18 protein-coding genes are annotated in these 23,893 nt (G+C 62.3%); 7 read left to right on the top strand and 11 right to left on the bottom strand.

Annotated features, from left to right (window positions below; genetic code table 11):
* Positions 1-7: 7 nt before the first annotated feature.
* Positions 8-805 carry a 3-hydroxybutyrate dehydrogenase gene (locus ACRTG1_RS18410; RefSeq protein WP_317089308.1) on the top strand — a complete coding sequence of 266 codons (798 nt, stop codon included), beginning with the start codon at positions 8-10 and terminating at the stop codon, positions 803-805.
* 14 nt (positions 806-819) lie between these two features.
* Here the strand turns inward: ACRTG1_RS18410 and ACRTG1_RS18405 are convergent, their stop codons facing one another.
* Complete coding sequence (locus ACRTG1_RS18405) at positions 820-1,437, bottom strand: TetR/AcrR family transcriptional regulator (RefSeq protein WP_113153300.1); 618 nt, start codon at positions 1,435-1,437, stop codon at positions 820-822.
* 299 nt (positions 1,438-1,736) lie between these two features.
* On the opposite strand from ACRTG1_RS18405, the gene ACRTG1_RS18400 reads away from it, so the two are divergent.
* The 3 genes from ACRTG1_RS18400 (at position 1,737) to ACRTG1_RS18390 (ending at position 6,445) form a co-directional block, all read left to right on the top strand.
* Positions 1,737-2,876 (top strand): efflux RND transporter periplasmic adaptor subunit, encoded by a 1,140-nt coding sequence (locus tag ACRTG1_RS18400; RefSeq protein WP_206546099.1) that lies wholly within the window; start codon positions 1,737-1,739, stop codon positions 2,874-2,876.
* 115 nt (positions 2,877-2,991) lie between these two features.
* Complete coding sequence (locus ACRTG1_RS18395; RefSeq protein WP_206546098.1) at positions 2,992-6,153, top strand: efflux RND transporter permease subunit; 3,162 nt, start codon at positions 2,992-2,994, stop codon at positions 6,151-6,153.
* 133 nt (positions 6,154-6,286) lie between these two features.
* Complete coding sequence (locus tag ACRTG1_RS18390) at positions 6,287-6,445, top strand: DUF3309 family protein (protein WP_206553936.1); 159 nt, start codon at positions 6,287-6,289, stop codon at positions 6,443-6,445.
* An 11-nt stretch (positions 6,446-6,456) separates the two neighbouring features.
* Here ACRTG1_RS18390 and ACRTG1_RS18385 read toward each other — a convergent pair whose 3' ends face one another.
* The 9 genes from ACRTG1_RS18385 to ACRTG1_RS18345 all read right to left on the bottom strand — a co-directional run bounded on the left by ACRTG1_RS18385 (position 6,457) and on the right by ACRTG1_RS18345 (position 19,569).
* The gene (locus ACRTG1_RS18385) at positions 6,457-7,623 is read right to left on the bottom strand and encodes an MFS transporter (RefSeq protein ID WP_206548422.1); all 1,167 of its coding nucleotides are present in this window, start codon (positions 7,621-7,623) and stop codon (positions 6,457-6,459) included.
* 125 nt (positions 7,624-7,748) lie between these two features.
* Positions 7,749-11,216 (bottom strand): pyruvate carboxylase, encoded by a 3,468-nt coding sequence (pyc, locus tag ACRTG1_RS18380; protein WP_432516799.1) that lies wholly within the window; start codon positions 11,214-11,216, stop codon positions 7,749-7,751.
* Positions 11,217-11,478: 262 nt separating this feature from the next.
* Positions 11,479-12,579: a branched-chain amino acid ABC transporter substrate-binding protein gene (locus tag ACRTG1_RS18375; protein ID WP_113153306.1), complete on the bottom strand. Its 1,101-nt coding sequence runs from the start codon at positions 12,577-12,579 to the stop codon at positions 11,479-11,481.
* Between the two features lie 158 nt (positions 12,580-12,737).
* Positions 12,738-13,091, bottom strand: a complete 354-nt coding sequence (locus tag ACRTG1_RS18370; protein WP_206546094.1) for a DUF6867 family protein — start codon at positions 13,089-13,091, stop codon at positions 12,738-12,740.
* Positions 13,091-13,825, bottom strand: coding sequence for an ABC transporter ATP-binding protein (locus ACRTG1_RS18365; RefSeq protein WP_113153308.1), 735 nt, complete (start codon positions 13,823-13,825; stop codon positions 13,091-13,093). Before ACRTG1_RS18365 ends, ACRTG1_RS18370 begins: the two co-directional genes overlap by 1 nt.
* Entirely contained in the window at positions 13,822-15,387 is a 1,566-nt protein-coding gene (locus ACRTG1_RS18360; RefSeq protein ID WP_432516798.1) for an ATP-binding cassette domain-containing protein, read from the bottom strand. Before ACRTG1_RS18360 ends, ACRTG1_RS18365 begins: the two co-directional genes overlap by 4 nt.
* Positions 15,387-16,778, bottom strand: a complete 1,392-nt coding sequence (gene livM, locus ACRTG1_RS18355; RefSeq protein ID WP_113153310.1) for a high-affinity branched-chain amino acid ABC transporter permease LivM — start codon at positions 16,776-16,778, stop codon at positions 15,387-15,389. The genes ACRTG1_RS18360 and livM overlap by 1 nt, the downstream gene beginning before the upstream one ends.
* Positions 16,778-17,701 (bottom strand): ABC transporter permease subunit, encoded by a 924-nt coding sequence (locus tag ACRTG1_RS18350; RefSeq protein WP_113153311.1) that lies wholly within the window; start codon positions 17,699-17,701, stop codon positions 16,778-16,780. Before ACRTG1_RS18350 ends, livM begins: the two co-directional genes overlap by 1 nt.
* Positions 17,702-18,072: 371 nt before the next feature.
* On the bottom strand, positions 18,073-19,569 hold the full coding sequence (locus ACRTG1_RS18345) for a CoA-acylating methylmalonate-semialdehyde dehydrogenase (RefSeq protein ID WP_113153312.1): 1,497 nt from the start codon (positions 19,567-19,569) through the stop codon (positions 18,073-18,075).
* A 145-nt stretch (positions 19,570-19,714) separates the two neighbouring features.
* Between ACRTG1_RS18345 and ACRTG1_RS18340 the strand changes: the two genes are divergently transcribed.
* From ACRTG1_RS18340 to ACRTG1_RS18330, 3 genes are all read left to right on the top strand, one after another.
* On the top strand, positions 19,715-20,596 hold the full coding sequence (locus ACRTG1_RS18340; RefSeq protein WP_113153313.1) for a LysR family transcriptional regulator: 882 nt from the start codon (positions 19,715-19,717) through the stop codon (positions 20,594-20,596).
* A gap of 87 nt (positions 20,597-20,683) precedes the next feature.
* A complete protein-coding gene (locus ACRTG1_RS18335) occupies positions 20,684-22,246 on the top strand; it encodes a serine hydrolase (RefSeq protein ID WP_432516797.1) in 1,563 nt (520 codons plus the stop codon).
* Between the two features lie 68 nt (positions 22,247-22,314).
* Positions 22,315-22,617, top strand: a complete 303-nt coding sequence (locus tag ACRTG1_RS18330; protein ID WP_113153315.1) for an alkylphosphonate utilization protein — start codon at positions 22,315-22,317, stop codon at positions 22,615-22,617.
* 104 nt (positions 22,618-22,721) lie between these two features.
* Here the strand turns inward: ACRTG1_RS18330 and ACRTG1_RS18325 are convergent, their stop codons facing one another.
* Entirely contained in the window at positions 22,722-23,888 is a 1,167-nt protein-coding gene (locus ACRTG1_RS18325) for a diphosphate--fructose-6-phosphate 1-phosphotransferase (RefSeq protein WP_206994943.1), read from the bottom strand.
* Positions 23,889-23,893 lie beyond the last annotated feature (5 nt).

Here is a 23,893-nt window from a genome sequence, read left to right as displayed (position 1 = left end):
CACCTCCATGAACAGCGCATCGAACCAAAAGAACCGGACAGCCGTCATTACGGGCTCCACTTCCGGTATCGGGCTGGGCGTGGCCGAGGCTCTTGCCGCAGACGGCTGCAACATCGTGCTCAACTCTTTTTCCGACACGCCGGAAGACCATGCGGCTGCCGGGAAACTGGCCGCCAAACACGGTGTCGAGGCCGTCTATATCAGCGCTGACATGTCGAAGCCTGAAGCCTGCCGCGCGCTCGTGGAACGGGCGGTAGAGCGTTTCGGCCGCATTGATGTGCTGGTCAACAATGCCGGCATTCAGCACGTGGCGCCGGTCGAGGATTTCCCGATTGAGAAATGGAACGCCATTCTGGCGATCAATCTTTCGTCATCCTTTCACACCATTGCCGCCGCAACGCCGCACATGAAAGCCGCCGGCAAGGGCCGCATCGTCAACATCGCCTCGGCGCACGGCCTGCGCGCCTCACCGTTCAAGTCGGCCTATGTGGCCGCCAAGCACGGCGTTGTCGGCCTGACCAAGACGGTTGCGCTTGAACTGGCCGAGACGGGCATCACCTGTAACGCCATCTGTCCGGGCTATGTGCTGACACCGCTCGTCGAGGCGCAGATCCCCGATCAGATGAAGGTGCACGGCATGGACCGCGATACGGTGGTGCGCGAAGTGATGCTCGCCAAACAGCCGACACGTGAGTTCGTCACCGTTGAGGAGCTGGGCGCGTTCGTGGTGTTTCTTGCATCCGACAATGCAAGCCAGATGACCGGCTCCGCCCTGCCCATGGATGGCGGCTGGACGGCGCAGTAACCCGAATTCTTTCGTCAGATGCGCGCTTCCGGGCGCGCTGCCAGAAGGGAAATCTCCATCACCCGTACAAGCCGGCGCGCACCGTCAATCGCCGGCTTGCCGCAGATGCCGCGCACCCGCATGCCGTCAAGGCCATCGAGCAGGATGTCGGCCAGCCCGCGCGCAGAAAGGCCAAGCGCCTCCAGATCCGCTTTGGAGCGCTCCGCCTCCTCGGCCACCGCAGCCTCGACAATGCCACTCAGCCTTTCACGCCATTCGGCGATGATGTCTGCGGCAAGCTTGTTCTCGATATCCAGAATTTCCTGACCGTGCGCCGACTGGTCGACCATCTCGATCAGGCCGAAAAGGGCGCGCTCGAGCGACGCCATGATCCGCTCGCCGAAAGTGCCCTCTTCCTTCAGCCCCGCACGCGCGCCCTCAAGCGACTGCTCGAGAATGCAGACGCCGATGGCCCGGAAGATATCCGCCTTGTTGCGGAAGAGAAGATAAAGCGCCGGGCGCGAAACCTCTGCCGAACGGGCGATGTCATCCATGGTCGTCCGCGCGAAACCATAGGCGAGAAAGACCTTCATGGCGCCATTGAGGATGCGCTCTCGCTTGGGGTCTTCCGTGCATCCGGCGATCAGATTCATTGCCTGCGCTCTCTCATTTTTCTTTCACTGTTGACATAATTACGAATTTTGTCAACATGTCCCAATTGGTGCGCACCCAGCTCGCCAGAGCTGTCGTGCGCGCGTGCTTTTCGGCTCCAGACCGACGTTCGTTGATGTCAGGAGCAATAGCCGTTTGGCTTTTGTAAAGCCCGTGCGTGCGATATAGGAGCGTGCTTTTGCCGCAAGGAACTGCCTTTGTGAATTGACCTCTGCGCGGATCGTCTCACTATCGCGCCAGTCCTTCATCGACGGGCCGGCTTACCGCATCGGAAAACAACATGCCGAAGTTCAGGTTGCATAAGATTGCCGCGATTGCCGTTCTGGTCGCGACGACAGCATGGGTCGCCACAGGCAAATTCTCGTCGGTCGGCAGCGCAAGCGAAGAAGCACAGACGGTTGCCGAGAGGCCCGAAAACAAACCGGCGGAAGCCCAGGTCGTGATCGTTGCGTCCGCACCGCAGGTCGATCATTCGCGCACCATCCGCATTTCGGGACGGACTGCGGCGGACAAGCGTTCCGAGCTTGCCCTGAGGGCGAGCGGCATTGTTGCCGAACTGCCGGTTTCCAAGGGTGACCTGCTTTCCACCGGCGACCTGATCCTGCGGCTTGAGACCGAGGGCAAGGAATCGGCGGTTGAGTCAGCGCGCCAGGTTCTGGCGCAGCGCGAGGCTGAAGCCGAAGCCGCAGACCGGCTCGCCAAATCCGGCAATCTGGCCCGCCTTCAGCTTGATGGCGCACGCTCTGCTCTGGCCACGGCGCGCTCACAGCTTGAAGCGGCAGAAGCCGACCTTGCCCGCATCACCGTAAGCGCCCCCTTTGCCGGCATCATCGACAGGGTCGATGTGGAGCTCGGCGCATCGGTTCAGCAGGGGCAGGAGATTGCAACGCTGATCAAGCTCGATCCGGTGATCGCGGTCGGCGAGGTGAGCGAAAACAATCTGGGTTCGGTGGACGTGGGCGATGCAGCCGATGTGCGGCTGGTCAACGGCTCCACGGTCAAGGGAACGGTTCGTTTTGTCAGCCGCGAGGCATCGCAGCAGACCCGCACCTTCCGCGTGGAAGTGGCGATCCCGAACCCCGACAGGAAAATTCCCGCCGGCATGACGGCCGAGATCAGCATTCACGCCGAGCCGGTGCAGGCTGTTGCGCTGCCGCGTTCGGTGGTGACGCTGAACCGGCACGGGGAGCTGGGCGTGCGCGCTGTCGATGGGGACAGCAAGGTCATCTTCTATCCCATCGACCTGCTGGACGACACGCCGCGCGCGCTCTTCCTCGCCGGCATTCCCGCCGACGCCAACATCATCGTGTCCGGACAGGATCTGGTGACGGAAGGCGATGTCGTGAAGCCCGAGCCGGCGGACAAGAAGCTTATCGAGCAATGGGCGGACGTCCTCGCTTCCGAGATGACCGGCCGTTAGGGCAGCCCCGTTGGCGGAGGCAATCTCCGCCCGAGACTGCAGGAACAACAAGACCGGGTGCACCCACGCCGCAGATTGATGGCTGCGCTCCGACGGGACAAGACAGGACTGCCCGATGGACATCGTCCGCATTGCAATACAAAACGCCAGGCTGACCTTATCGATCCTGCTTTTCTTCGTGATCGCCGGCGCGCTTGCCTATGTCAGCATCCCGAAGGAAGCCGAGCCTGACGTTCCGATCCCGATCATCTATGTCAGCCTCGGCTATCAGGGCATTTCGCCGGAGGATTCCGAGCGCCTGCTGCTGCGCCCCATCGAAACGCGGCTGAAAAGCCTTGAAGGCGTGAAGGAGATGCGCTCCTCCGCCTTCCAGAGCGGCGGCTTCGTGCTGGTCGAGTTTCAGGCGGGCTACGACTTCTCCAACGCCATCGAGGACGTGCGGGCCAAGGTTGCCGATGCGCGGCGCGAGCTGCCGCAGGGCGCTGACGAACCATCCGTCCACGAGGTCAACATTTCGGAATTCCCGATCCTCGTCGTGACGCTGGCCGGCAATGTGCCGGAGCGGGTTCTTTCTACGGCCGCCCGCGAACTGCGTGACCAGATCGAGGAAATTCCAGGCGTTCTGGAAGGCACGCTGCAGGGCTCGCGCGACGAGCTGGTGGAAGTGCTCATCGATCCGATGAAGCTCTCTTCCTACAATCTTCAGCTCGACCAGATGATCGCCGGTGTCGGCGCGTCCAACAGCCTTGTTGCCGCCGGCTCGCTGGAAGGTCAGGCCGGGCGCTACGCCGTGAAAGTGCCTTCGCTGATCGAAACGGTGGAAGACGTGGCCAATCTGCCCATCGTCTCGAGCCCCGACGCGGTGGTGCGCGCACGCGATCTGGCGGACATTCGCTCCACCTTCAAGGATGCGAGCACCATCACCCGTCTCAATGGCCAGAACGCCATCGCCATTGAGGTCAAGAAGCGCGTCGGCGCAAATCTTGTGGAGACCGTGGACGCTGTGAAGGCCATCGCCACGACGTTCCAGGAAGGCAGCGACGCCAACATCACCGTGTCTTACAGCCAGGACAAATCGGTGATGATCCGCGACATGCTGAAAGACCTGCAGAACCACGTGCTGATCGCCGTGATCCTGGTCTTCATCGTCGTTCTCTACACGCTGTCGGGGCGGGCCTCGCTGCTGATCGGCCTCGCCGTTCCCGCGTCCTTCCTGATGGGCATCTACGCGCTTTCTCTGGGCGGTTTCACCGTCAACATGGTGGTGCTGTTCAGCCTCATTCTGGCCGTGGGCATGCTGGTGGACGACGCCATCATCGTGACCGAATTCGCAGAGCGGCGCATGTCGGAAGGCATGGACAAGGCGCAGGCCTTCGAGCTGGCCGCCAAGCGCATGGCCGGCCCGGTGATCGCCGCCACCATGACCCGCATCGCCGCCTTCTCGCCGCTTCTGTTCTGGCCGGGCATTGTCGGCGAGTTCATGAAATATCTGCCGATCACGCTGATCGTGACGCTGAGCGCTTCGATGATCTATGCGCTGATCTTCACGCCCACGCTCGGCGCGCTCTTCGCCAAGGCGCATGTCGAGGAAGAGGAGAAGCCGGACGGCTGGTATATGGGTCTCGTCAAGCAGGCGGTGCGGTTCCCGAAAACCGTTCTGCTTCTGACCATCGCGCTGCTCGGCGGCATCATTCACTTCTATGGCGAATACGGTGCGGGCATTGAATTCTTCCCCTCCGTCGAACCCGAATACGGCCTGATGTATGTCCACGCGCGGGGCAACATTTCGCTTGAAGAAATGGACCGCCTGACAAGGCCGGCTGAAGAAAAACTGCTCAACTGGCCGGGCATCGAATCCGTCTACACGCGCGTCGGCAAGACACAGGGTGGCGGGCAGGATATCGACGAGGATGTCATCAGCGTCATCCAGTACGAGTTCATCGACTGGCGCGAGCGTGCACCGGCAAGCGAGATTCTCGACGATCTGCGCAAGGAGCTTGCCGGCACGCCGGGCGTCGAGATCGAGGTTCGCGTGCCCGATGCCGGTCCGCCCACCGGACAGCCGATCCAGATCCGCCTTTCGGCTGCCGATCCGGCGCCCCTGAACGATCAGGCTGCGGAAATCGCGCAGGCCATCGCAAAGGTGCCGGGTGTGATCGACATTTCCGACGGCCTGCCCCCGCCCGGCATCGACTGGGCGATCAAGGTGGACCGGGCGAAGGCCGCGCAATATGGCATCAGCCCCGTCTCGGTGGGCACGGTCGTGCAGCTCGTGACCAATGGTCTGAAGCTCTCGGAATACCGCCCTGCCGGCGTCGATGACGCGGTCGACATTCGCCTGCGCCTGCCGGAAGACCGGCGCACGCTTTCGACACTCGACCAGCTGCGCGTGCAGACGGCGCAGGGGCCGGTGCCGATTTCCAACTTCGTGACCCGCGAGCCGGAGCGCGCCACCGGCACGCTCAACCGCATCGACGGCCAGCGCACCATCGTGATCAGCGCCAATGTGGCGAGCGGCTATCAGGTCGCTGCCGTGCAGGCGGAGGTGATCAACGCCCTGAGCGACATGGATCTGGGCGAGAGCCGCTGGAAGCTTGCCGGTTCGAACGAAGAAAGCGAAGAGGCAAGCGCCTTCCTCATGAAGGCGTTCGGCGCGGCGATCTTCCTGATCTTCGTGGTGCTGCTTGCCCAGTTCAACAAGTTCACCAGTGTTTTCCTGGTGCTGATGACCGTGGTGATGGCGACCATCGGCGTGTTCCTTGGCCTGCTCATCACCGGGCAGCCATTCGGCATCGTCATGTCGGGCATCGGCGTCATCGCGCTGGCCGGCGTCGTGGTGAACAACAACATCGTTCTGATCGACACCTATGACCGGTTGCGGCGCGAGGGCTGGAAGAAGCAGGAAGCCATTCTGCAGACCTGCCGCGAGCGTGCGCGCCCGGTGATGCTGACAGCCATCTCCGCCGTTCTGGGCGTTCTGCCCATCGCCTTCGGGCTTGGGCTTGAGCTGTTTCATCAGGAGGTGACCATCGGCGCGCCCTCGACGCAGTGGTGGGTCTCGCTGTCGAGCGCGATTGTCTTCGGCCTGACCTTTGCAACGGCGCTCACGCTGATCGTCACGCCCTCGGCGCTGATGGTGTTCACGCGCGAAACGCTGCCTGCAGGCCATCAGCGCCGGGGCCTCTTTGCACGTCTCTTCCGCCGCCGGAAGAACGAGGAACACGACCCCGCAAACACCGATATGCCCGGAGAGACATTTACGAAAGCCGCCGAATAGGCAGCATCCAGGGCAGACAGACAGACGGGCCGCCATGCACTGAACCGCATGGCAGCCCGTTTGCATTTTCAGGGAACCAGCACGCGCCAAATGCGTTGAATTGCACGGTTTTCAAGAATGCGAGGAGAACATCATGTCGCTTGGGACAATCCTCATTGTCATCCTGATTCTGATCCTGCTGGGGGCCATCCCGGCCTGGCCCTATTCACGCGGCTGGGGTTATGGCCCATCCGGCATACTCGGCCTTCTCCTCGTGATCGTGCTCATCCTGATGTTGATGGGCAGTATCTAGGGTCAGGATTTTCAGGTGTGCGCCGCGATGGTGTCTGCCGAGCGAACGAGCCCCGCCATGGAAAGGACAAGGGCCAGCAGAACCGAAAAGGCGAGGAAGATGGGCGCAAAACCGGTGCGCTCGGCGATGAAGCCGACAAGCGATGGCGCAACCAGCATTCCCGAATAGCCGATCGTGGTGGCCACGCTCATCCCCGCGCCGGGCGAAAGCCCCGGCTGATTGCCGGCGGCGGAAAAGACAATCGGCACCATGTTGGCGATGCCCATGCCGCTCAGCGCGAAGGCGATGATGGCGAGAGACGGCGTGGGCGCAAGCCCCGCCCCCAGCATGCCGATGGTCGCCACGATGCCCGAATAACGCAGCGTGCGCACTGCACCGAAACGGTTGCGCAGCCGGTCGCCGGCAAAGCGCATCACCGCCATGGTTCCCGAAAAAGCCGTGAAGGCGAGGCTTGCCTCGGCAATGCCTGCGCCCATTTCCTGCCGCAGATAGAGGGCCGCCCAGTCGAGCACCGCGCCTTCCGGCAGCATGCAGGTGAGCGCCACCAGGCCCGTCACATAGACCATCGGGTTGCGCGGGAAGCCTGCCCGCGCGCCACCGGCCTGGCCTGCCACCGGACGCGCCTCGACGATCAGAAACGGCAGCATGGCGAGCGCGATCACGAAGGCAAACGCCACGACCATGCCCGCATGCGCCATGTAGCCATAGCGCTCCAGAAGCACGCCGCCGAGGCCTGCGCCGACGAAGCCGCCAAGGCTCCAGAACCCATGCGAAGACGACATGACCGCGCGGCCGAGCGAGCGCTCCACCGCCACGGCATTGGCGTTCATGGAGATGTCCATCGCCCCCAGAAACGCGCCAAAGAACAAAAGGGCCGCCACCATCTGCCAGATCTGCGTGGCAGCCACGAGGCCCGCAAAGGAAAGCGCGCAGACGACGGCGGCAACGCGCAGCACCCGGCGCGAGCCAAGGCGGCCGATCAGATAGCCGCACAGGGGCATGACCGACACCGCGCCACAGCCGAAAACGAGGATCAAAAGGCCAAGCGCCGTTTCACTCAGCTCGAAGCGGGAGGCGACAACGGGGATCTGCGGCGCCCAGCTACCGACCATGAACCCATTGACGAAGAAACAGGCCGCCACGGCCCAGCGCCCGAGGGACGCATTCTGGAAAGACATAACGGGCTCCAAAAGGAAACGGCGCGACAGGAATGAATGCCCTGACCGCGCCGCAGTTAAATCGGTTTAAGAGAGCCCGTCAATCCTCAGGCCCATCAATCCTGAGACCCGGGCAATCCATTGGCTCAGTCGCCATCGCCAAACACGACGAGAAGATCCTTCGCGTCGATCTGGTCGCCCGCCTTGACCAGAACTTCGGCAATCGTGCCATCGCGTTCGGCGTGCAGGGCCGTCTCCATCTTCATGGCCTCGATGGACAGGATCACATCGCCGGACTTCACGGTCTGGCCGGGGCTGACCGCCAGCGTGGAAACCACACCCGGCATGGGAGCGCCCATATGCGCCTCGTTTCCGGCCTCGGCCTTGCGCCGGGCGGCGGCAGCGGATGCGCCATGCGCACGGTCCGGCACCTTGACGCGGCGTGGCTGGCCGTTGAGTTCGAAGAACACTGTGACCATGCCCTTCTCGTCCACGTCGCCCACCGCAAGACAGCGGATGACCAGCGTTTTGCCGCGCTCTATATCGACGAAGATCTCGTCCTCCGGCTGCATGCCGTAGAAATAGACCGGCGTGGGCAGGACGCTTACCGGGCCGTAATCCTCTGCGGCCGCCGCAAAGTCCGTGAAGACCTTGGGATACATGAGCCAGGAAGAGAATTCGAACTCGCTGACCTCGCGGCCGAGCTTCTCTTCGAGCGCCCTGCGATCCTGCTCCAGATCGGCCGGTTCCAGCAGAGAGCCCGGACGAACGGTGATCGGCTCGCTGTTCTTCAGCACCTTTTTCTGCAACGCCCGGGGCCAGCCCGCCGGCGGCTGACCGAGATCGCCATGCAGCATGGAGACGACCGAATCCGGGAAGGCGATATCCTTGTCCGGGCTCTGGACATCAGCGACCGTCAGATCCTGCGAAACCATCATCAGCGCCATGTCGCCCACCACCTTGGAAGATGGCGTCACCTTCACGATGTCACCGAACATCATGTTGACGTCGTGATAGGCGCGGGCGACTTCGTGCCAGCGGGTCTCAAGGCCGAGTGAGCGGGCCTGCTCCTTCAGATTGGTGAACTGGCCACCCGGCATTTCGTGCAGATAGACCTCGGAAGCCGGCCCCTTGAGATCGCTCTCGAAGGCGGCGTACTGGTTACGCACGGCCTCCCAGTAGAAGGAGATGCGGCGCACCCATTCGCGGTCGAGCCCGGTGTCGCGGGCGTCGCCCTTGAGCGCCTCGACGATGGAGCCAAGGCAGGGCTGCGAGGTGTTGCCGGACAAGGCGTCCATGGCCGCATCGACGGCATCGACGCCGCTTTCCACCGCGGCAAGGACGGTGGCGGCGGAAATGCCCGACGTGTCATGCGTGTGGAAGTGCAGCGGCAGATCCGTCGCCTCGCGCAGCGCCTTGAACAGAACGCGCGCCGCGCCCGGCTTCAGGAGGCCGGCCATGTCCTTGATGGCGATGATGTTCGCGCCGGCAGCCTCAAGCTCGCCTGCAAGACCCACATAATATTTGAGGTCATACTTGGCGCGGTCGGGATCCAGCAGATCGCCCGTATAGCAGATCGTGGCCTCACACAGCTTGCCTTCGGAACGCACGGCATCCATCGCCACGCGCATGTTTTCGACCCAGTTGAGGCAGTCGAACACGCGGAAGAGATCGATGCCGCCTTCCGCCGCCTGTTTGACGAAATGCTGCACCACATTGTCGGGATAGTTGGTGTAGCCAACGCCATTGGCCCCGCGCAGGAGCATCTGTAAGAGCAGGTTCGGCGCGCCCTCGCGAATGCGCGACAGACGCTCCCACGGGTCTTCCGTCAGGAAGCGCATGGAGACATCGAAAGTCGCCCCGCCCCAGCACTCCAGCGACAGAAGCTCGGGCAGCGCACGCGCATAGACGCCTGCGATCCGCGCCATGTCGAAGGTGCGCATGCGTGTGGCGAGCAGCGACTGGTGCGCATCGCGCATGGTGGTGTCGGTGACAAGCACCCGCTCCTGTTCGCGCATCCACTTTGCAAAGCCATCCGGCCCCAGCCGGTCGAATGCCTGCCTGGAGCCGTCCGGCACGGGCTGGTCGACATAGGGGACGCTGGGCGCCGCAGCCTCGGCATTGGGCAATGCGCGGCCCCGCGCCTCGGGGTGACCGTTGACGGTGACATCGGCCAGATAGTTCAGGAGCTTTGTCGCGCGGTCCTGCCGCTTCATCTGGGTGAAGAGCTCGGGCGTCTCGTCGATGAAGCGGGTCGTGTAGGAAGCGTCGCGGAATTTCGGGTGGCTGATGATCGCTTCAAGGAAGGTGAGGTTCGTGGCCACGCCACGGATGCGGAACTCACGTAACGCGCGGTCCATGCGCGCAATCGCTTCTTCCGGCGTCGGGGCCCAGGCAGTGACCTTTTCAAGAAGCGGATCGTAGAACCGGGTGATGACCGCGCCCGAATAAGCGGTGCCGCCATCGAGCCGGATGCCGAAGCCGGTCGCGCCGCGATAGGCGGTGATGCGGCCGTAATCGGGGATGAAGTTCTGCTCCGGGTCTTCGGTGGTGATGCGGCACTGCAGGGCGTCGCCATTGAGGCGGATATCAGCCTGTGCCGGCACACCCGACGCCTTGTCGCCGATCTTCTTGCCTTCGAGGATGTGGATCTGCGCCTTGACGATATCGACGCCAGTCACCTCCTCGGTGACCGTGTGCTCGACCTGAATGCGCGGATTGACCTCAATGAAGTAGAACGCGCCGGTGTCGGCATCCATGAGGAACTCGACGGTGCCTGCGCCGATATAGTCGGTCGCCTCGGCGATCTTCAGCGCGTAACCGCACAGCTCGGCGCGCTTCTCATCGTTCAGATAGGGAGCGGGAGCGCGCTCGACGACCTTCTGGTTGCGGCGCTGAATGGAGCAGTCACGCTCAAACAGGTGCACGGCGTTGCCGTGGGTGTCGCCCAGAACCTGCACTTCCACATGGCGGGCGCGCTCGACCAGCTTTTCGAGATAGACCTCGTCCTTGCCGAACGCGGCGCGGGCCTCGCGCTTTGCCTCGGTGACCTCGTTTTCGAGATCGTCGCGGCTGCGGATGACGCGCATGCCACGCCCGCCACCGCCCCAGGATGCCTTGAGCATGACCGGGAAGCCGACCTCTTCAGCCATCTCGGCAACTTTGGCCATGTCATCCGGCAGGGGCTCGGTGGCCGGCACAACCGGCACGCCGACCTCGATGGCCAGATTGCGCGCGGCAACCTTGTTACCCAGGCGGCGCATGGTCTCGGGCTTCGGGCCGATGAAAGTGATGCCGTTTTCCGCACAGGCATCGGCGAATTCGGGACTTTCCGACAGAAGGCCGTAGCCCGGGTGGATGGCGTCCGCGCCGGACAGTTTGGCGACGCGGATCACCTCATCTATGGAAAGATAGCTCTCGATGGGGCCGAGATCACGCTCCAGATGCGGGCCGCGCCCGACCTGATAGGATTCATCCGCCTTGAACCGGTGCAGTGAATATTTGTCCTCTTCGGCCCAGATGGCCACCGTTCGGATGTCGAGTTCATTGGCTGCGCGAAAGACGCGGATGGCGATTTCAGAACGGTTTGCGACGAGGATCTTCTTAATCTGCACTGGCAACGGCTCCAGGGTGGGGAGAGGGAGTGCGGGATTGCCTGACGCGAGCCTCCCCTCCCGCGCCAAAAAGACGCGGTATGATTAGCGTGGACAATGCTGCAGTGCAAACTTTCTTGACGTTGGGAGAGCTGTGCAGGTGCGAAAACACCATATGGCACGTCTGATCCTGGCCAGCTGCGGGCTTGTCTCATCACCCCTGAAACGAAAAACGGCCCGGCATTGCTGCCGGACCGCTCAAACCTCTCGTCAAGCCAGAAGCTTACTGCTCGAGGTAATCGTACTTGCCGCCCTTCCACTCGTAGAAGACGTAACCCGGCAGCGTGACATCGCCCTTGTCGTCGAAGGACAGGTCACCCAGAACGGTGGCGAAGTCGCCTTCGTTGAGTGCGGCCACAACCGGATCGTAATCGGTGGAACCGGCTGCCTCTACGGCTGCCTTCCATGCCTGGATCGCGGCATAGGTGTAGAGCGCGTAGCCTTCAGCCGTCTTGCCGGCGGCAAGCAGCTTGTCAACGACCGGCTTGGCGATCTCGTTCTTGCGCGGATCGGGCGAGAAGGTCATCAGCGTGCCCTCGCCGGCATCGCCGGTGATGGCCCAGTACTCGTCGGTGACGAGCGCGTCACCGGAAACGAGAACGGTGTCCATGCCCTGCTCGCGCATCTGGCGGGCCATGAGGCCGGCTTCGGTGTGGTAGCCGCCCACATAGAGAACGCCAACGCCTTCCTGCTTCAGCTTGGAGACGAGCGCCGTGTAGTCCTTTTCACCGGCGGTGTAGGCTTCGTACAGAGCCGGCTTGCCGCCTGCAGCCTCATAGGCCGCCATGGTGGCGTCTGCGAGACCCTTGCCGTAAGCGGTCTTGTCGTGAACGAAGGCCACCTTCTTGTCGCCGAAGTTCTCTACGAGGAACTTGCCGGCAACATCGCCCTGCTGGTCATCGCGGCCGCAAACGCGGTAGACGCCCGGACCCGGACGGTTGTCGGTGAAGGCCGGGTTGGTGGAGGCCGGCGAAATCTGAATGATGCCTTCCTCGGCATAGACCGACGAAGCCGGGATCGAGGAACCCGAGCAGAAGTGGCCGGCCACGAAGGATACGCCGGAACCGGCGAACTGGTTGGCGACCGCGACAGCCTGCTTGGGATCGCAGGCGTCATCGCCCACTTCCAGCTTCAGCATTTCGCCATTGACGCCACCGGCCTCATTGATGTCGGCCACGGCCTGCTCAGCGCCAGCCTTCATCTGCTCACCGAAGGAGGCGTACTGGCCCGTCATCGGGCCTGCAACGGCGATGGTGATGTCCGCCCATGCGGAACCCGTCATCATCAGGCTGAGTGCAGCGCCAGCCATAAGTGCCTTTTTCATGACTTCTCCCTTTAAAACACCAGAAGTTCCCTTGGCTTTCCGGAAATGGTGTTTGGCTTCCCGGTTTTGCCTATGCGGACCATTGTGCCCGCTTAAACGGCATGAAAACCCAATTCCAAAGAGAAATAAAGGCTTCATGCCGCTTAACCATGAATCCGTCAGCCGGAGCGTTCCCAGCCGAGCGGTCCACTACGCCGATACTGAAAACTATACTGTGTCGCCATCTGGCCAGCGCGGGTGATGCGCTTGCCGACGAAGGCGATGATCAGCAGAACGATCAGATCGACGATGTAATAGTGCAGCGACAGAAGCGTGCCGCTGAACAGAGCGAAATGGATGAAGCGCGTGGCTGCCGTCAGAAGCACGATGTAAAACGCCAGATGCGCATCGGCCTGCCAGGTTCGCGCCATGGCGCGTCCCGTCAGATAGGCGGCGCTCCCTGCCAGAAGAACCGTGACAAAGAAGAACTCCCAGAAAGAGACTTCCCAGATCAGTCCGTTTGCGTGTTCCATCAGTGCCTCCCGCCTTCCAGATAAGCAGCGCGGACTTCTTCCTTCTTGAGAAGTTCTGCGCCCGTGCCGCTCATGGTCACATTGCCGTTGACCATGACATAGCCGCGATGGGCGAGCTTCAGCGCGTGGAACGCGTTCTGCTCGACCAGGAAGACCGTAAGCCCTTCCTTTTCGTTCAGCTCGCGAATGGCGTCGAAGATCTGCTTCACGATCAACGGCGCAAGGCCAAGCGACGGCTCGTCCAGCAGCAGAAGCTTCGGCCGGCTCATCAGCGCGCGGGCAATGGCAAGCATCTGCTGCTCACCACCAGAGAGCGTGCCGCCACGCTGGCTGATACGCTCCTTCAAACGCGGAAACAGCTTGAATACCTTGGCGAGATCCTCGTCGAAGAATTCGGGATCGACGAGTGCGGCCCCCATCTGCAGGTTTTCCATCACCGTCATGCGCGGAAAGATCCGACGCCCTTCCGGCGATTGCGCGATGCCGAGGCTGACGATCTCGTGCGTCGGCATCTGGGTGATGTCGACGCCATCATAGACGATCTGGCCGTTGCGGGCGCGCGGGTCGCCGCAGATGGTCATCATCAGCGTCGACTTGCCGGCGCCATTGGCTCCGATCATCGTGACGATCTCGCCGCGATGCACATCCATGTCGACGCCACGCAGCGCGACGATGTTGCCGTAATAGGTCTCGACGCCACGCACCGAGAGCAAGGGGTTCTTCTGCTCGCTCATGCCTTGCCTCCCTTGCCGGTGGTCTTCTTGCTGGCCGGTTTGGCGCCGCGCTTGCCGGGCACGCTGGAGGGCACAGCGCCCTTGTCAACGCGTTTGGAGAATTCGGTTTCGCCACCCTTGGCGAGAACCCTGGCCTGCTTGACCCACTCCTCCCGTTCGATGCGACCGGGGAAGGCAAGATAGGAACCGACCCACTGCACCTCGGCTTTCTTCCACGCCGCGATCTGGTCGAAGTGCCAGACCCCGAGCGCGTTCAGCTTCTTCTCGCTGGCCGGTCCGATGCCCTTCACGCGGGTGAGGTTGTTGGCCCCGCCCTCGCGCGCCTTCCTGAGGCCGTGCGGCTGGCTGCCGGGGTAGTCTCCGGCATTGGCGATCTTCACCTCACTGGCAGCAGGAGCCGGCTTCGCAGCCTTGCTTTTCGCTGCCGCAGGCTTGGCCGCAGCGGAAGCCTTGGGTGAAGACTTGGCCGTGGCCGCCTTTGCGCCGGAAGCGCCTGCGGCAGAGGCTTTCTTTGTCGATCCAGCCTTTGAGCTCGCCTTCTTCGCCGCCGCCTTCTTTTTGGCTGCGGGCGCGGCTGCATCGCCCGCCTGCTCGTCCTTCGAGACCCTGGCGATATCCTCACGCACCTCCGGCATGTCGATCTCGTCCTCGTCATCGACGCCCAGATAGGCGGCAATGACCTTCGGATCGTTCTTCACGAACTCGGCCGGGCCATCGGAGATCTTCACACCGTAATCCAGCACGATGACATGGTCGGAGATTTCCATCACCACGCCCATGTCATGCTCGATCAGGAGAACCGACACTTTGTGCTCGTCGCGAATGTATTTCAGCAGTTCGTTGAGTTCTGCCGATTCACGCGGGTTGAGGCCGGCTGCCGGCTCATCGAGACACAGAAGCTGCGGCCTCGTGCACATGGCGCGGGCGATTTCCAGTCGGCGCTGCGCGCCATAGGGAAGATCAGCCGCCGGATCGTCTGCGCGATCCACGAGGTTCGTGTGCTCCAGCCAGTAGACCGCCTTGTCGATGGCCTCCTGCTGCGCGTGCTTGTAGCCGGGCAGCCCCAGAATGCCGCCGATCGAGAAACCGGACGCAACCATCAGCGGATTGTGCTGGGCAACGAGCAGGTTTTCCAGAACGGTCATGCCGCCGAACAGGCGGATGTTCTGGAAGGTGCGCGCCACCTTGGCCTTGTGCGAGATCTCGTGATCGGGCATGCGCTCCAGAAGGTAGACCGCGCCGTTGCCGGTGGTCTTCCAGCGCTGGCCGCTATCGGTCAACGCATCCACGTCTTCCTGCTGGCGACCCGGACCGTGACGCATGACGATGCGCCCTTCCGTCGGCTTGTAGAAGCCGGTCACGCAGTTGAAGACCGTGGTCTTGCCCGCTCCGTTCGGGCCGATCAGGGCAGTGATGTCACCCCGGCCGACATTGAAGGAGAGGTCTCCGACGGCCACGAGGCCGCCGAAGCGCATGGTTAGATGTTCGACGCTGAGCACCGGGTCCTTGTCCCAGTTGGGCGTCGCCTGAGCGTTGTTGTTCATGTTCGTCGCCGCGTCCATCAGTGTCCCTCACCCTGAGCCACCATATCGGCGCCAATGCGTTTCTTTTCCTTCAGAGCCACGGACGGTTCGCGGGTCGATATGAGACCACGCGGCTTCCACACCATGATGAGAACCATGGCGAGACCGAAGATCAGCATACGATACTGAACCGGGTCGAAACCCGAACCGAAGATCTGCTGGAGGAACCCGAGATTGCGCAGTAGTTCGATGCCGCCAATCATGACGATGGAGGCGATGACAACGCCGATCTGCGAGCCGAGGCCGCCCAGAACCACGATGGCGAGGATGATCGCCGATTCCAGGAAGGTGAAGCTCTCCGGCGAAATGAAGCCCTGTCGCGTTGCGAAGAAGGACCCGGCGAAGCCACCGAACATGGCGCCGATGGAGAAAGCTGTCAGCTTCGTGTTGCGGGTGTTGATGCCCAGCGAACGGCAGGCGATTTCATCTTCACGCAGCGCCTCCCAGGCGCGCCCGATGGGCAGCCTGCGCAGACGCATGGTCACGAAATTGGTGATCAGCGCGAGAACGAAGATGATGTAGTAGAGGAAGATGAAGCGCTGGATCGGATCGTAGGCGATGCCGAAGAAGTCGGCAAAGCCGCCCTCGCCCCGCTTCAGTTCCAGACCGAAGAAGGTGGGTTTCGGAATGCCCGAAATGCCATCCGGTCCATTGGTGAACTCGTACCAGTTCAACAGCACCACGCGGATGATCTCACCGAAGGCCAGCGTGACGATGGCCAGATAGTCGCCCCGGAGCCTGAGCACGGGGAAACCGAGCACGATGCCCCAGCAGGCGGCGAGAATGCCGGCGAGCGGCAGCGCGAACCAGAAGCCGATGTCGAGATACTGTGCGAGCAGCGCGAAGGAATATGCGCCAACCGCATAGAACGCGACATAGCCGAGGTCGAGCAGACCCGCCAGTCCCACCACGATGTTCAGCCCCCAGCCGAGCATGATGTAGGTCATGATCAGGATCGCCAGATCGATGAACTGACGGTCCTTGTTGGGGAAGAAGGTGATGAAGAAGAAGGGCAGGATCAGCGCGAAAGCGAAAAGCGCCCGCATCATCCATTTGCCGGCGCCGGCGAAGCGGCCATTGCCGGGCATGCTGGAAGCGAATTTCTGCGTGATCGGGCTGTTGGTCTTGAAGACGAACAGATTGAGCAGAAGCCGACCGGCGAAGACGACAAGGATCGAGACGATCCACGCGCCCCAGCGCATCTTGAGATCAAGACCACCGGGCGCGATGTCGGTGCGCACGCCGATGAAGAAGAACCCGAGCACCGCGACCAGGAAGCCGGCGGTGGCCGCATCCTTGACCGAGGCCGCGAAGGAATTCGGGTCGGCCGGCTGCGTGCCGACCGCCTTGTTGGAACCGTTCATCGCCATCAGACCTTCTCCACTTCTGGCTGGCCGAGAAGACCGGAGGGCAGGAAGATCAGCACGATTGCGAGGATCGAGAACGCCGCGACGTCCTTGTACTCGACCGAGAAGTAACCGGACCAGAACACCTCGATGAGGCCGATCAGGAGACCGCCCAGCATGGCGCCCGGCAGCGAGCCGATGCCGCCCAGAACGGCTGCGGTGAAGGCCTTAACCCCGGCGAGGAAGCCGATGTAGAAATCGATCACGCCGTAGAGGAGAAGGAACATCAGGCCGGCCACGGCGGCCAGCGCCGCGCCCATCACGAAGGTCAGCGAAATGGTGCGGTCGACATTGATGCCAAGCAGCGCGGCCATCTTGCGGTCCTGCTCGCAGGCGCGCTGCGCGCGGCCAAGCGAGGTGCGGGTGATGAGAAGCGTGAAGCCCGCCATCAGCACAATGGTCGTCAGAATGATGATGATCTGCATGTAGGAGAGCTGCACGGAAATGCTGTTCGCCCCTCCCTCCATCAGCGTGATACCGCCCTGGATCTGCGGCGGAAGCGGCTTGACGCGCGCGCCCTGCGTGATCTGAACGAAATTCTGCAGCACGATCGACATGCCGATTGCCGTGATCAACGGCGCCAGGCGGAACGAGCCGCGCAGAGGCCGATAGGCAAGACGTTCAACCGTCCACCCCCAGGCGGATGTGAAGATCATCGCCACGATCAGCACAATGAGCAACACCACGGGCAGGAACACGAAGCCGAACACGGTCGTCAGGATCAGGAACATCGCCAGAGCGATGAACGCGCCGATCATGAAGACGTCGCCATGTGCGAAATTGATCATTCCGATGATGCCATAGACCATGGTGTAGCCAATGGCGATCAGCCCATAGATGGAACCCAGCGTCAGCCCGTTAATAAGCTGCTGGACAAAATACTCCATGAGATATGCAACTCCCCTGAAATGTCGCCAGTAAAGCGCATTTCTTATTGTTTCCCCTTAGGTAGTCGTAGTGGAACGACATTCGATTGCAATGTCAAAGTTCCCACGACCGGTTTCAGACCGAGGCCGGTTTTTCCAGCTCTTCTTGACGCGGGAAGCTAGCACTGGACCAATGCAATGTCATCGCATTGAACGGCGCGATTTTGAAAAAATCGGCGGATCGTCCCGGCATTCACCGTTACCGCGCATCATTATTGCAAGTTTGAGACAAAAATGACCGGATAAAATCGTCTGTTTCAAAATGCAAAAACACCCGCACCGGGAACCGATGCGGGTGTCTTCAAAATTGAGCGATAAACGCGAAAAACAGGCTAATTCATCGTCGGAATGACGAATTCTGCGCCTTCTTTGACGCCAGAGGGCCAACGCGAGGTGACCGTTTTCGTCTTCGTGTAGAAGCGGAATGCATCCGGTCCGTGCTGGTTCAAATCGCCGAATGCAGAGGCCTTCCATCCTCCGAAAGTATAATACGCAATCGGCACCGGAATGGGGACATTCACACCCACCATGCCGACATTGACGCGCGCGGCGAAGTCACGGGCGGCATCACCGTCGCGGGTGAAGATGGAAACACCATTGCCGTATTCGTGATCGTTGGGCAGTGCGAGCGCTTCTTCATAAGTATTGGCGCGCACCACGGAGAGGACGGGACCGAAGATCTCTTCCTTGTAGATGCGCATGTCCTTCGTGACATTGTCGAAGAGGCAGCCGCCCATATAGTAGCCGTTTTCATAGCCCTGCATCTTGAAGTCGCGGCCGTCGACGACGAGCTTCGCACCTTCCTCGACGCCGAGATCAACATAGCCCTTCACGCGCTCCAGCGCCTGCTGGGTGACGAGCGGGCCGAAGTCTGCGGCAGCGTCTGTCGACGGACCGACCTTCAGGCTTTCGACGCGCGGAATGAGCTTCTCGATCAGGCGGTCGGCGGTTTCCTGGCCCACCGGAACAGCGACGGAAACGGCCATGCAGCGCTCACCGGCGGAACCATAGCCAGCGCCGATCAGCGCGTCGACCGTCTGGTCCATGTCGGCATCGGGCATGATGATGAGATGGTTCTTCGCGCCGCCAAAGCACTGGGCGCGCTTGCCGTTGGCGGTGGCGCGGCCATAGATGTACTGGGCGATGGGCGTGGAGCCGACAAAGCCGACGGCCTTGATGTCCGGATCGTCGAGGATCGCATCGACGGCTTCCTTGTCGCCATTGACGACATTGAGGATGCCTTCGGGCAGACCGGCCTCAAGGAAGAGCTCCGCAATGCGCATCGGCACACCCGGATCGCGCTCGGACGGCTTCAGGATGAAGGCATTGCCGCAGGCGATGGCCGGAGCAATCTTCCAGAGCGGGATCATGGCCGGGAAGTTAAACGGCGTGATGCCGGCGACGACTCCAAGCGGCTGACGCATGGAATAGACGTCGATGCCGGGGCCTGCGCCTTCGGTGTATTCGCCCTTCATCATGTGCGGCGCGCCGATGCAGACCTCGACCACTTCGAGGCCACGCTGAATATCGCCCTTGGCGTCCGGAATGGTCTTGCCATGCTCGCGGGCGAGCAGTTCTGCCAGCTCGTCATACTCGCGGTGGACCAGCTCGAGGAACTTCATCAGCACGCGCACGCGACGCTGCGGATTGGTGTTCGCCCATCCCGGCTGTGCCGCCTTCGCATTCTCGACAGCGGCGCGCACCTCGGCTGCGCTCGCAAGGGCGACCTTGCCACGCACCGAGCCATCCATAGGCTGCATGACGTCCTGGCTGCGCCCGCTCGTGCCGGCGACGCGCTTGCCGCCGATGAAATGACCGAAATCCTCCATGAGGCTTCTCCCTGATTATGAAGTCGCCGGCATTGTCTTCACTCGACGGCTGTTTGGCAACGCGATGCAAACAGCAACCGTTGTGCAAAAATTAAAGTCGAAATAGGATATACCGTGCAGAAAACGCCTAACCGGGAGGAATGGCATGAACTGGGACGATGTGCGCGTGTTTCTCGCCGTTGCACGGGCCGGCCAGATACTGGGCGCGGCCAAGCGGCTCGGCCTCAATCACGCAACCGTCTCAAGGCGGGTGGCGGCGCTGGAGGATGCGATTGGCGCAAAGCTCTTTCACCGCCTGACGACAGGCACGGAGTTGACGGCGGCGGGCGAGCAGTTGCTGGCAACGGCGGAACGCATGGAAGCCGACATGATCGCCGCGCGCGCCGAGATTGCCGGCGAGAGCGAAGACGTGACCGGCACCGTGCGGATCGGCGCCCCGGACGGTTTTGGCGTTGCCTTTCTTGCGCCCCGGCTGGGCGCGCTGACCGCGCGGCATCCGGGGCTTTCAGTGCAGCTCGTGCCCGTTCCACGTTCGCTCTCGCTTTCGCGCCGCGAGGCCGACATTGCAGTGACCGTGGACCGCCCGACGGAAGGCCGGCTGGTGGCCGCAAAGCTGGTGGACTACACGCTCGGTCTCTATGCTTCGAAAGACTATGCGCAGGCACACGACCTGCCGAAGCAGGCCGCCGATCTCTCCGCCCACAGGCTGGTGGGATATGTGCCCGATCTGGTTTTCAGCCCGACACTGGATTACGCCGCCGAGGTCTCCGAAAACTGGAGAACGGACTTTGCCGTTTCATCGGCCATGGGGCAGGTGGAAGCGGTGCGCGCCGGCGCGGGCATCGGCATTCTGCACACTTTCATCGCGCGCAGGCACGATGACCTTGTGCCGATTGACTGGGCGGGACCGATCCGCCGCAGCTACTGGACCGTCTACCATGAATCCATGCGCCCCACCCGCCGCATTCAGGTGGCGGCAGCCTTCATCAGCGAGCTGGTGGAAAAAGAGCGGCATCTGTTCAGCTAGAGGCAGGTGCTAAGCCGGCGTTTTTATTTCGTTAAAGACTTGTCGCCACAACTGGCGGCCCAACCCGTTCACACTGGAGATTTCGCCATGGCGTCCCGCATTCTCGCAGCCGCAACCGCGCTGGCCCTGACCGCCGCGCCGGCAGCCGCGCTGGCCAACGATCTGCCGCCACCCGCACAGACTGCGGGCGTCGCCATTCCCGATGGCCAGATCGAGAAGGCAGTCGAGGCGCTCGACGCCCTCATCCAGAACGCCATGAAGGAGACCGGCGTGCCGGGTCTCGCGGTTGCCGTGGTGCGCAAGGACGAAGTCCTGTTCGCCAAGGGCTATGGCGTGCGCAAGGCAGGCGAGGAAGCAGCCGTCGACACCGACACGGCGTTCCAGCTTGCCTCGCTGTCCAAATCCGTTGGCGCGACCGTGGTGGCGCAACAGGTGGGCGAAGGCGTGGTCGACTGGAACACGCCGATGGCCGACATCCTGCCCTGGTTCAAGCTTTCCAATCCCGACAGCACGGCGCTCCTGACCGTTGGCGATCTTTACGCGCACCGCTCGGGCCTGCCCGACCATGCGGGCGATGATCTCGAAGATCTGGGCTTTCCGCGCCAGGTCATCCTGGAACAGCTCCGGCATCTGAAAGTCGGCGCGTTCCGCCTGCAATACGCCTATACGAATTTCGGCCTGACGGCTGCGGCAGAGGCCGTGGCGGGCGTGGCCGGCAAGGACTGGGCAACGCTCAGCGACGATGCCATCTACAAGCCGCTCGGCATGGAGAGCACCTCCTCCCGGCTGAAGGATTTTCTGGCGCGCGACAACCGCGCCCATGGCCACATGCGCGAGGGCGATGCGTGGGAGGTGCTTTTCCAGCGTGATCCCGACGCGCAGTCGCCGGCGGGCGGTGTGAGCGCCAGCGTGAACGACATGGCGAAATGGCTGCGCATGGTGCTCGGCAATGGCGAATATGACGGTCGCAGCATTGTCGACGCCGAGGCTCTCCTGCCGGCTCTCAGCCCGCAGGTGGTTTCCGGCAAGCCCGCGACACCCGCCGCACGCGCCAGCTTTTACGGTTACGGTTTTGGTGTCGGCGTTTCGCCGGCAGGGCGTGTCATGATCAGCCATTCGGGCGCTTTTGCCCTCGGTGCGGCAACCAATTTCATCATGATCCCTTCCGCCGATATCGGCATCGTGGTCCTGACCAATGCGCAGCCCATCGGCCTGGCTGAAGGCATCTCCATGAGCTTCATGGATCTGGTGCAGTTTGGCGAGATGCAGCGCGACTGGCTTGCCATGTATCCCATCGCCTTCGCGCCGATGCTGGCGCCGTTTGGCGAACTTGCGGGACAGAAAGCGCCTGAAGACGCAAAGCCCGCGCGCGAACACGCCGCCTACACCGGCACGTTCGCCAATGACTATTTCGGCAACCTCATTGTCGAGGAAGACAAGGACGGCCTCGTCATGAAGGTGGAAGGCACGTCCAGCACCTTCCCGCTGGAGCACTGGACGGGCGATGCGTTCACTTTCCGCCCGCGCAACGAGAACGCCATGGCGGGCTCCGTCTCGGCCGTCACGTTCAGCATGGACGGCGATCTGGCCAAAGAGGTCCGCGTGGAGTATTTCGACCAGTTGAAGGACGGCACGTTCGTTCGGAAGTAGATCCGACGACGCTGCCGCCGGTTAGAGGAAGCGCCGGGCCCGTGGCCCGGTGCAGAAGAAGGCACGATATGACCGACAGCAATGACGACTATGTATATGACGACGTGACCGGCGAATGGATGCCGGCCTCGGAAATGGCCGCTCTTGAAGCACAGCGCGGCGCGGTCGTCGACGCGGAAGGAAACCCGCTGGCGGACGGCGATTCCGTGACGCTGATCAAGGATCTGAAGGTGAAGGGCGCAGGCCAGACGCTGAAGCGCGGCACCGTGATCAAGACGATCCGCCTGACGGACAACAAGGAAGAGATCGACTGCCGCCACGAAGGCATCAAGGGTCTCGTTCTTCGCACGGAATTCGTGCGCAAGCGCTGAAGCACTCGACCGTCGGATCGAACTCCGGAAGCGCAAAATGCGCAGGGTCTACAATCTGGAACAAGAACAGGCGGCTGCAGAAATGCGCCGCCTGCCTTCTTTCGTCAGACGAAAGGCTTTGCCGGATCGAAGCGGCGCGGCAGGAGGCGCTGCAGATAGGCGAGGCCTTCGTCGGAAAGACGGTTCTCATCCGGCTTGAGATAGCTCTCGGGCATGTGGCGGGTCTTGCCGGCGACGGCATCGAGATCGACCAGACGGCAGACCGTCTTTTCGCCATCGAACTGCAGGGCGACAGAGCCATCGCCCTGTTCCACGGAGCCAACGGCAAATGCACCGGCCTCGAAGGCTTCGCGCGCATCGGTTTCGCTGATCGTGGCGATGTTGCCGCGCGGCAGATAGCCGAACGTGTCGACACGGGCGCGCTGACCGGCGAGATCCTCGGCAAGAATGCGCTCGATGGCCTGACCGAGATCGCTGCCCGAGAGCTTGAGATTGCCGTGCGCATCGCGCTCCTGCATTTCGGCAGGCACCAGCGTTTCGATGAGCGAGTGGCCATCGGCGTCCGAAACGCCTTCCGACATGGCGACGACACAGCGGCCATGGCGGGCGACCGTGGCCTTGACGTCTTCGATGAAACGACCGCGCTCGAAGGCGCGCTCGGGTACATAGACGAGATGCGGACCGCTCTCCTCATCCAGCGCCCATGCAGCGGCGGCAGCCGTGAGAAAGCCCGCATGGCGGCCCATGACGATGCCCACATAGACACCCGGCAGGGCGCGGAAATCCAGATCGACGCTCAGGAACGCGCCGGCCACCATTTCACCGGCGGAGATGAAGCCCGGCGTGTGATCGTTTTCCATCAGATCATTGTCGATGGTCTTGGGAGCATGCATGAAGGTCATGCCGCCGCCCGATGCATCGCGCAGGATGGCCTGGGTGCCGGACGTGTCATTGCCGCCAATGTTGATGAAGGCGTCCGCGCTGACGGCTTTCAGCCCCTTCATGATCTCTTCGCAATAGGCCGCATTCGGCTTGTCGCGGGTGGAGCCCAGCGCAGCACTTGGCGTGGCGGCAATGCGCCGAAGCTCGGTCTCAGAGAGATCGGACAAAGTGACGAAGCGTCCATCGCGAATGCCGCGCACGCCGTGCAGCGCACCGAGCACACGACAGCCGGGATAGCGCTTCATGGCTTCCAGCGTTGCGCCAACGACGGTCTGGTTGATGACGGCGGTGGGACCGCCGCCCTGGGCGATGACGAAGGTTTCGGCCATGGCTT

The sequence above is a fragment of the Nitratireductor sp. PBL-C9 genome (assembly GCF_050877045.1).
GTDB lineage: Bacteria > Pseudomonadota > Alphaproteobacteria > Rhizobiales > Rhizobiaceae > Nitratireductor > Nitratireductor aquimarinus.
This window is presented reverse-complemented; position numbering and strand designations above follow the sequence as displayed.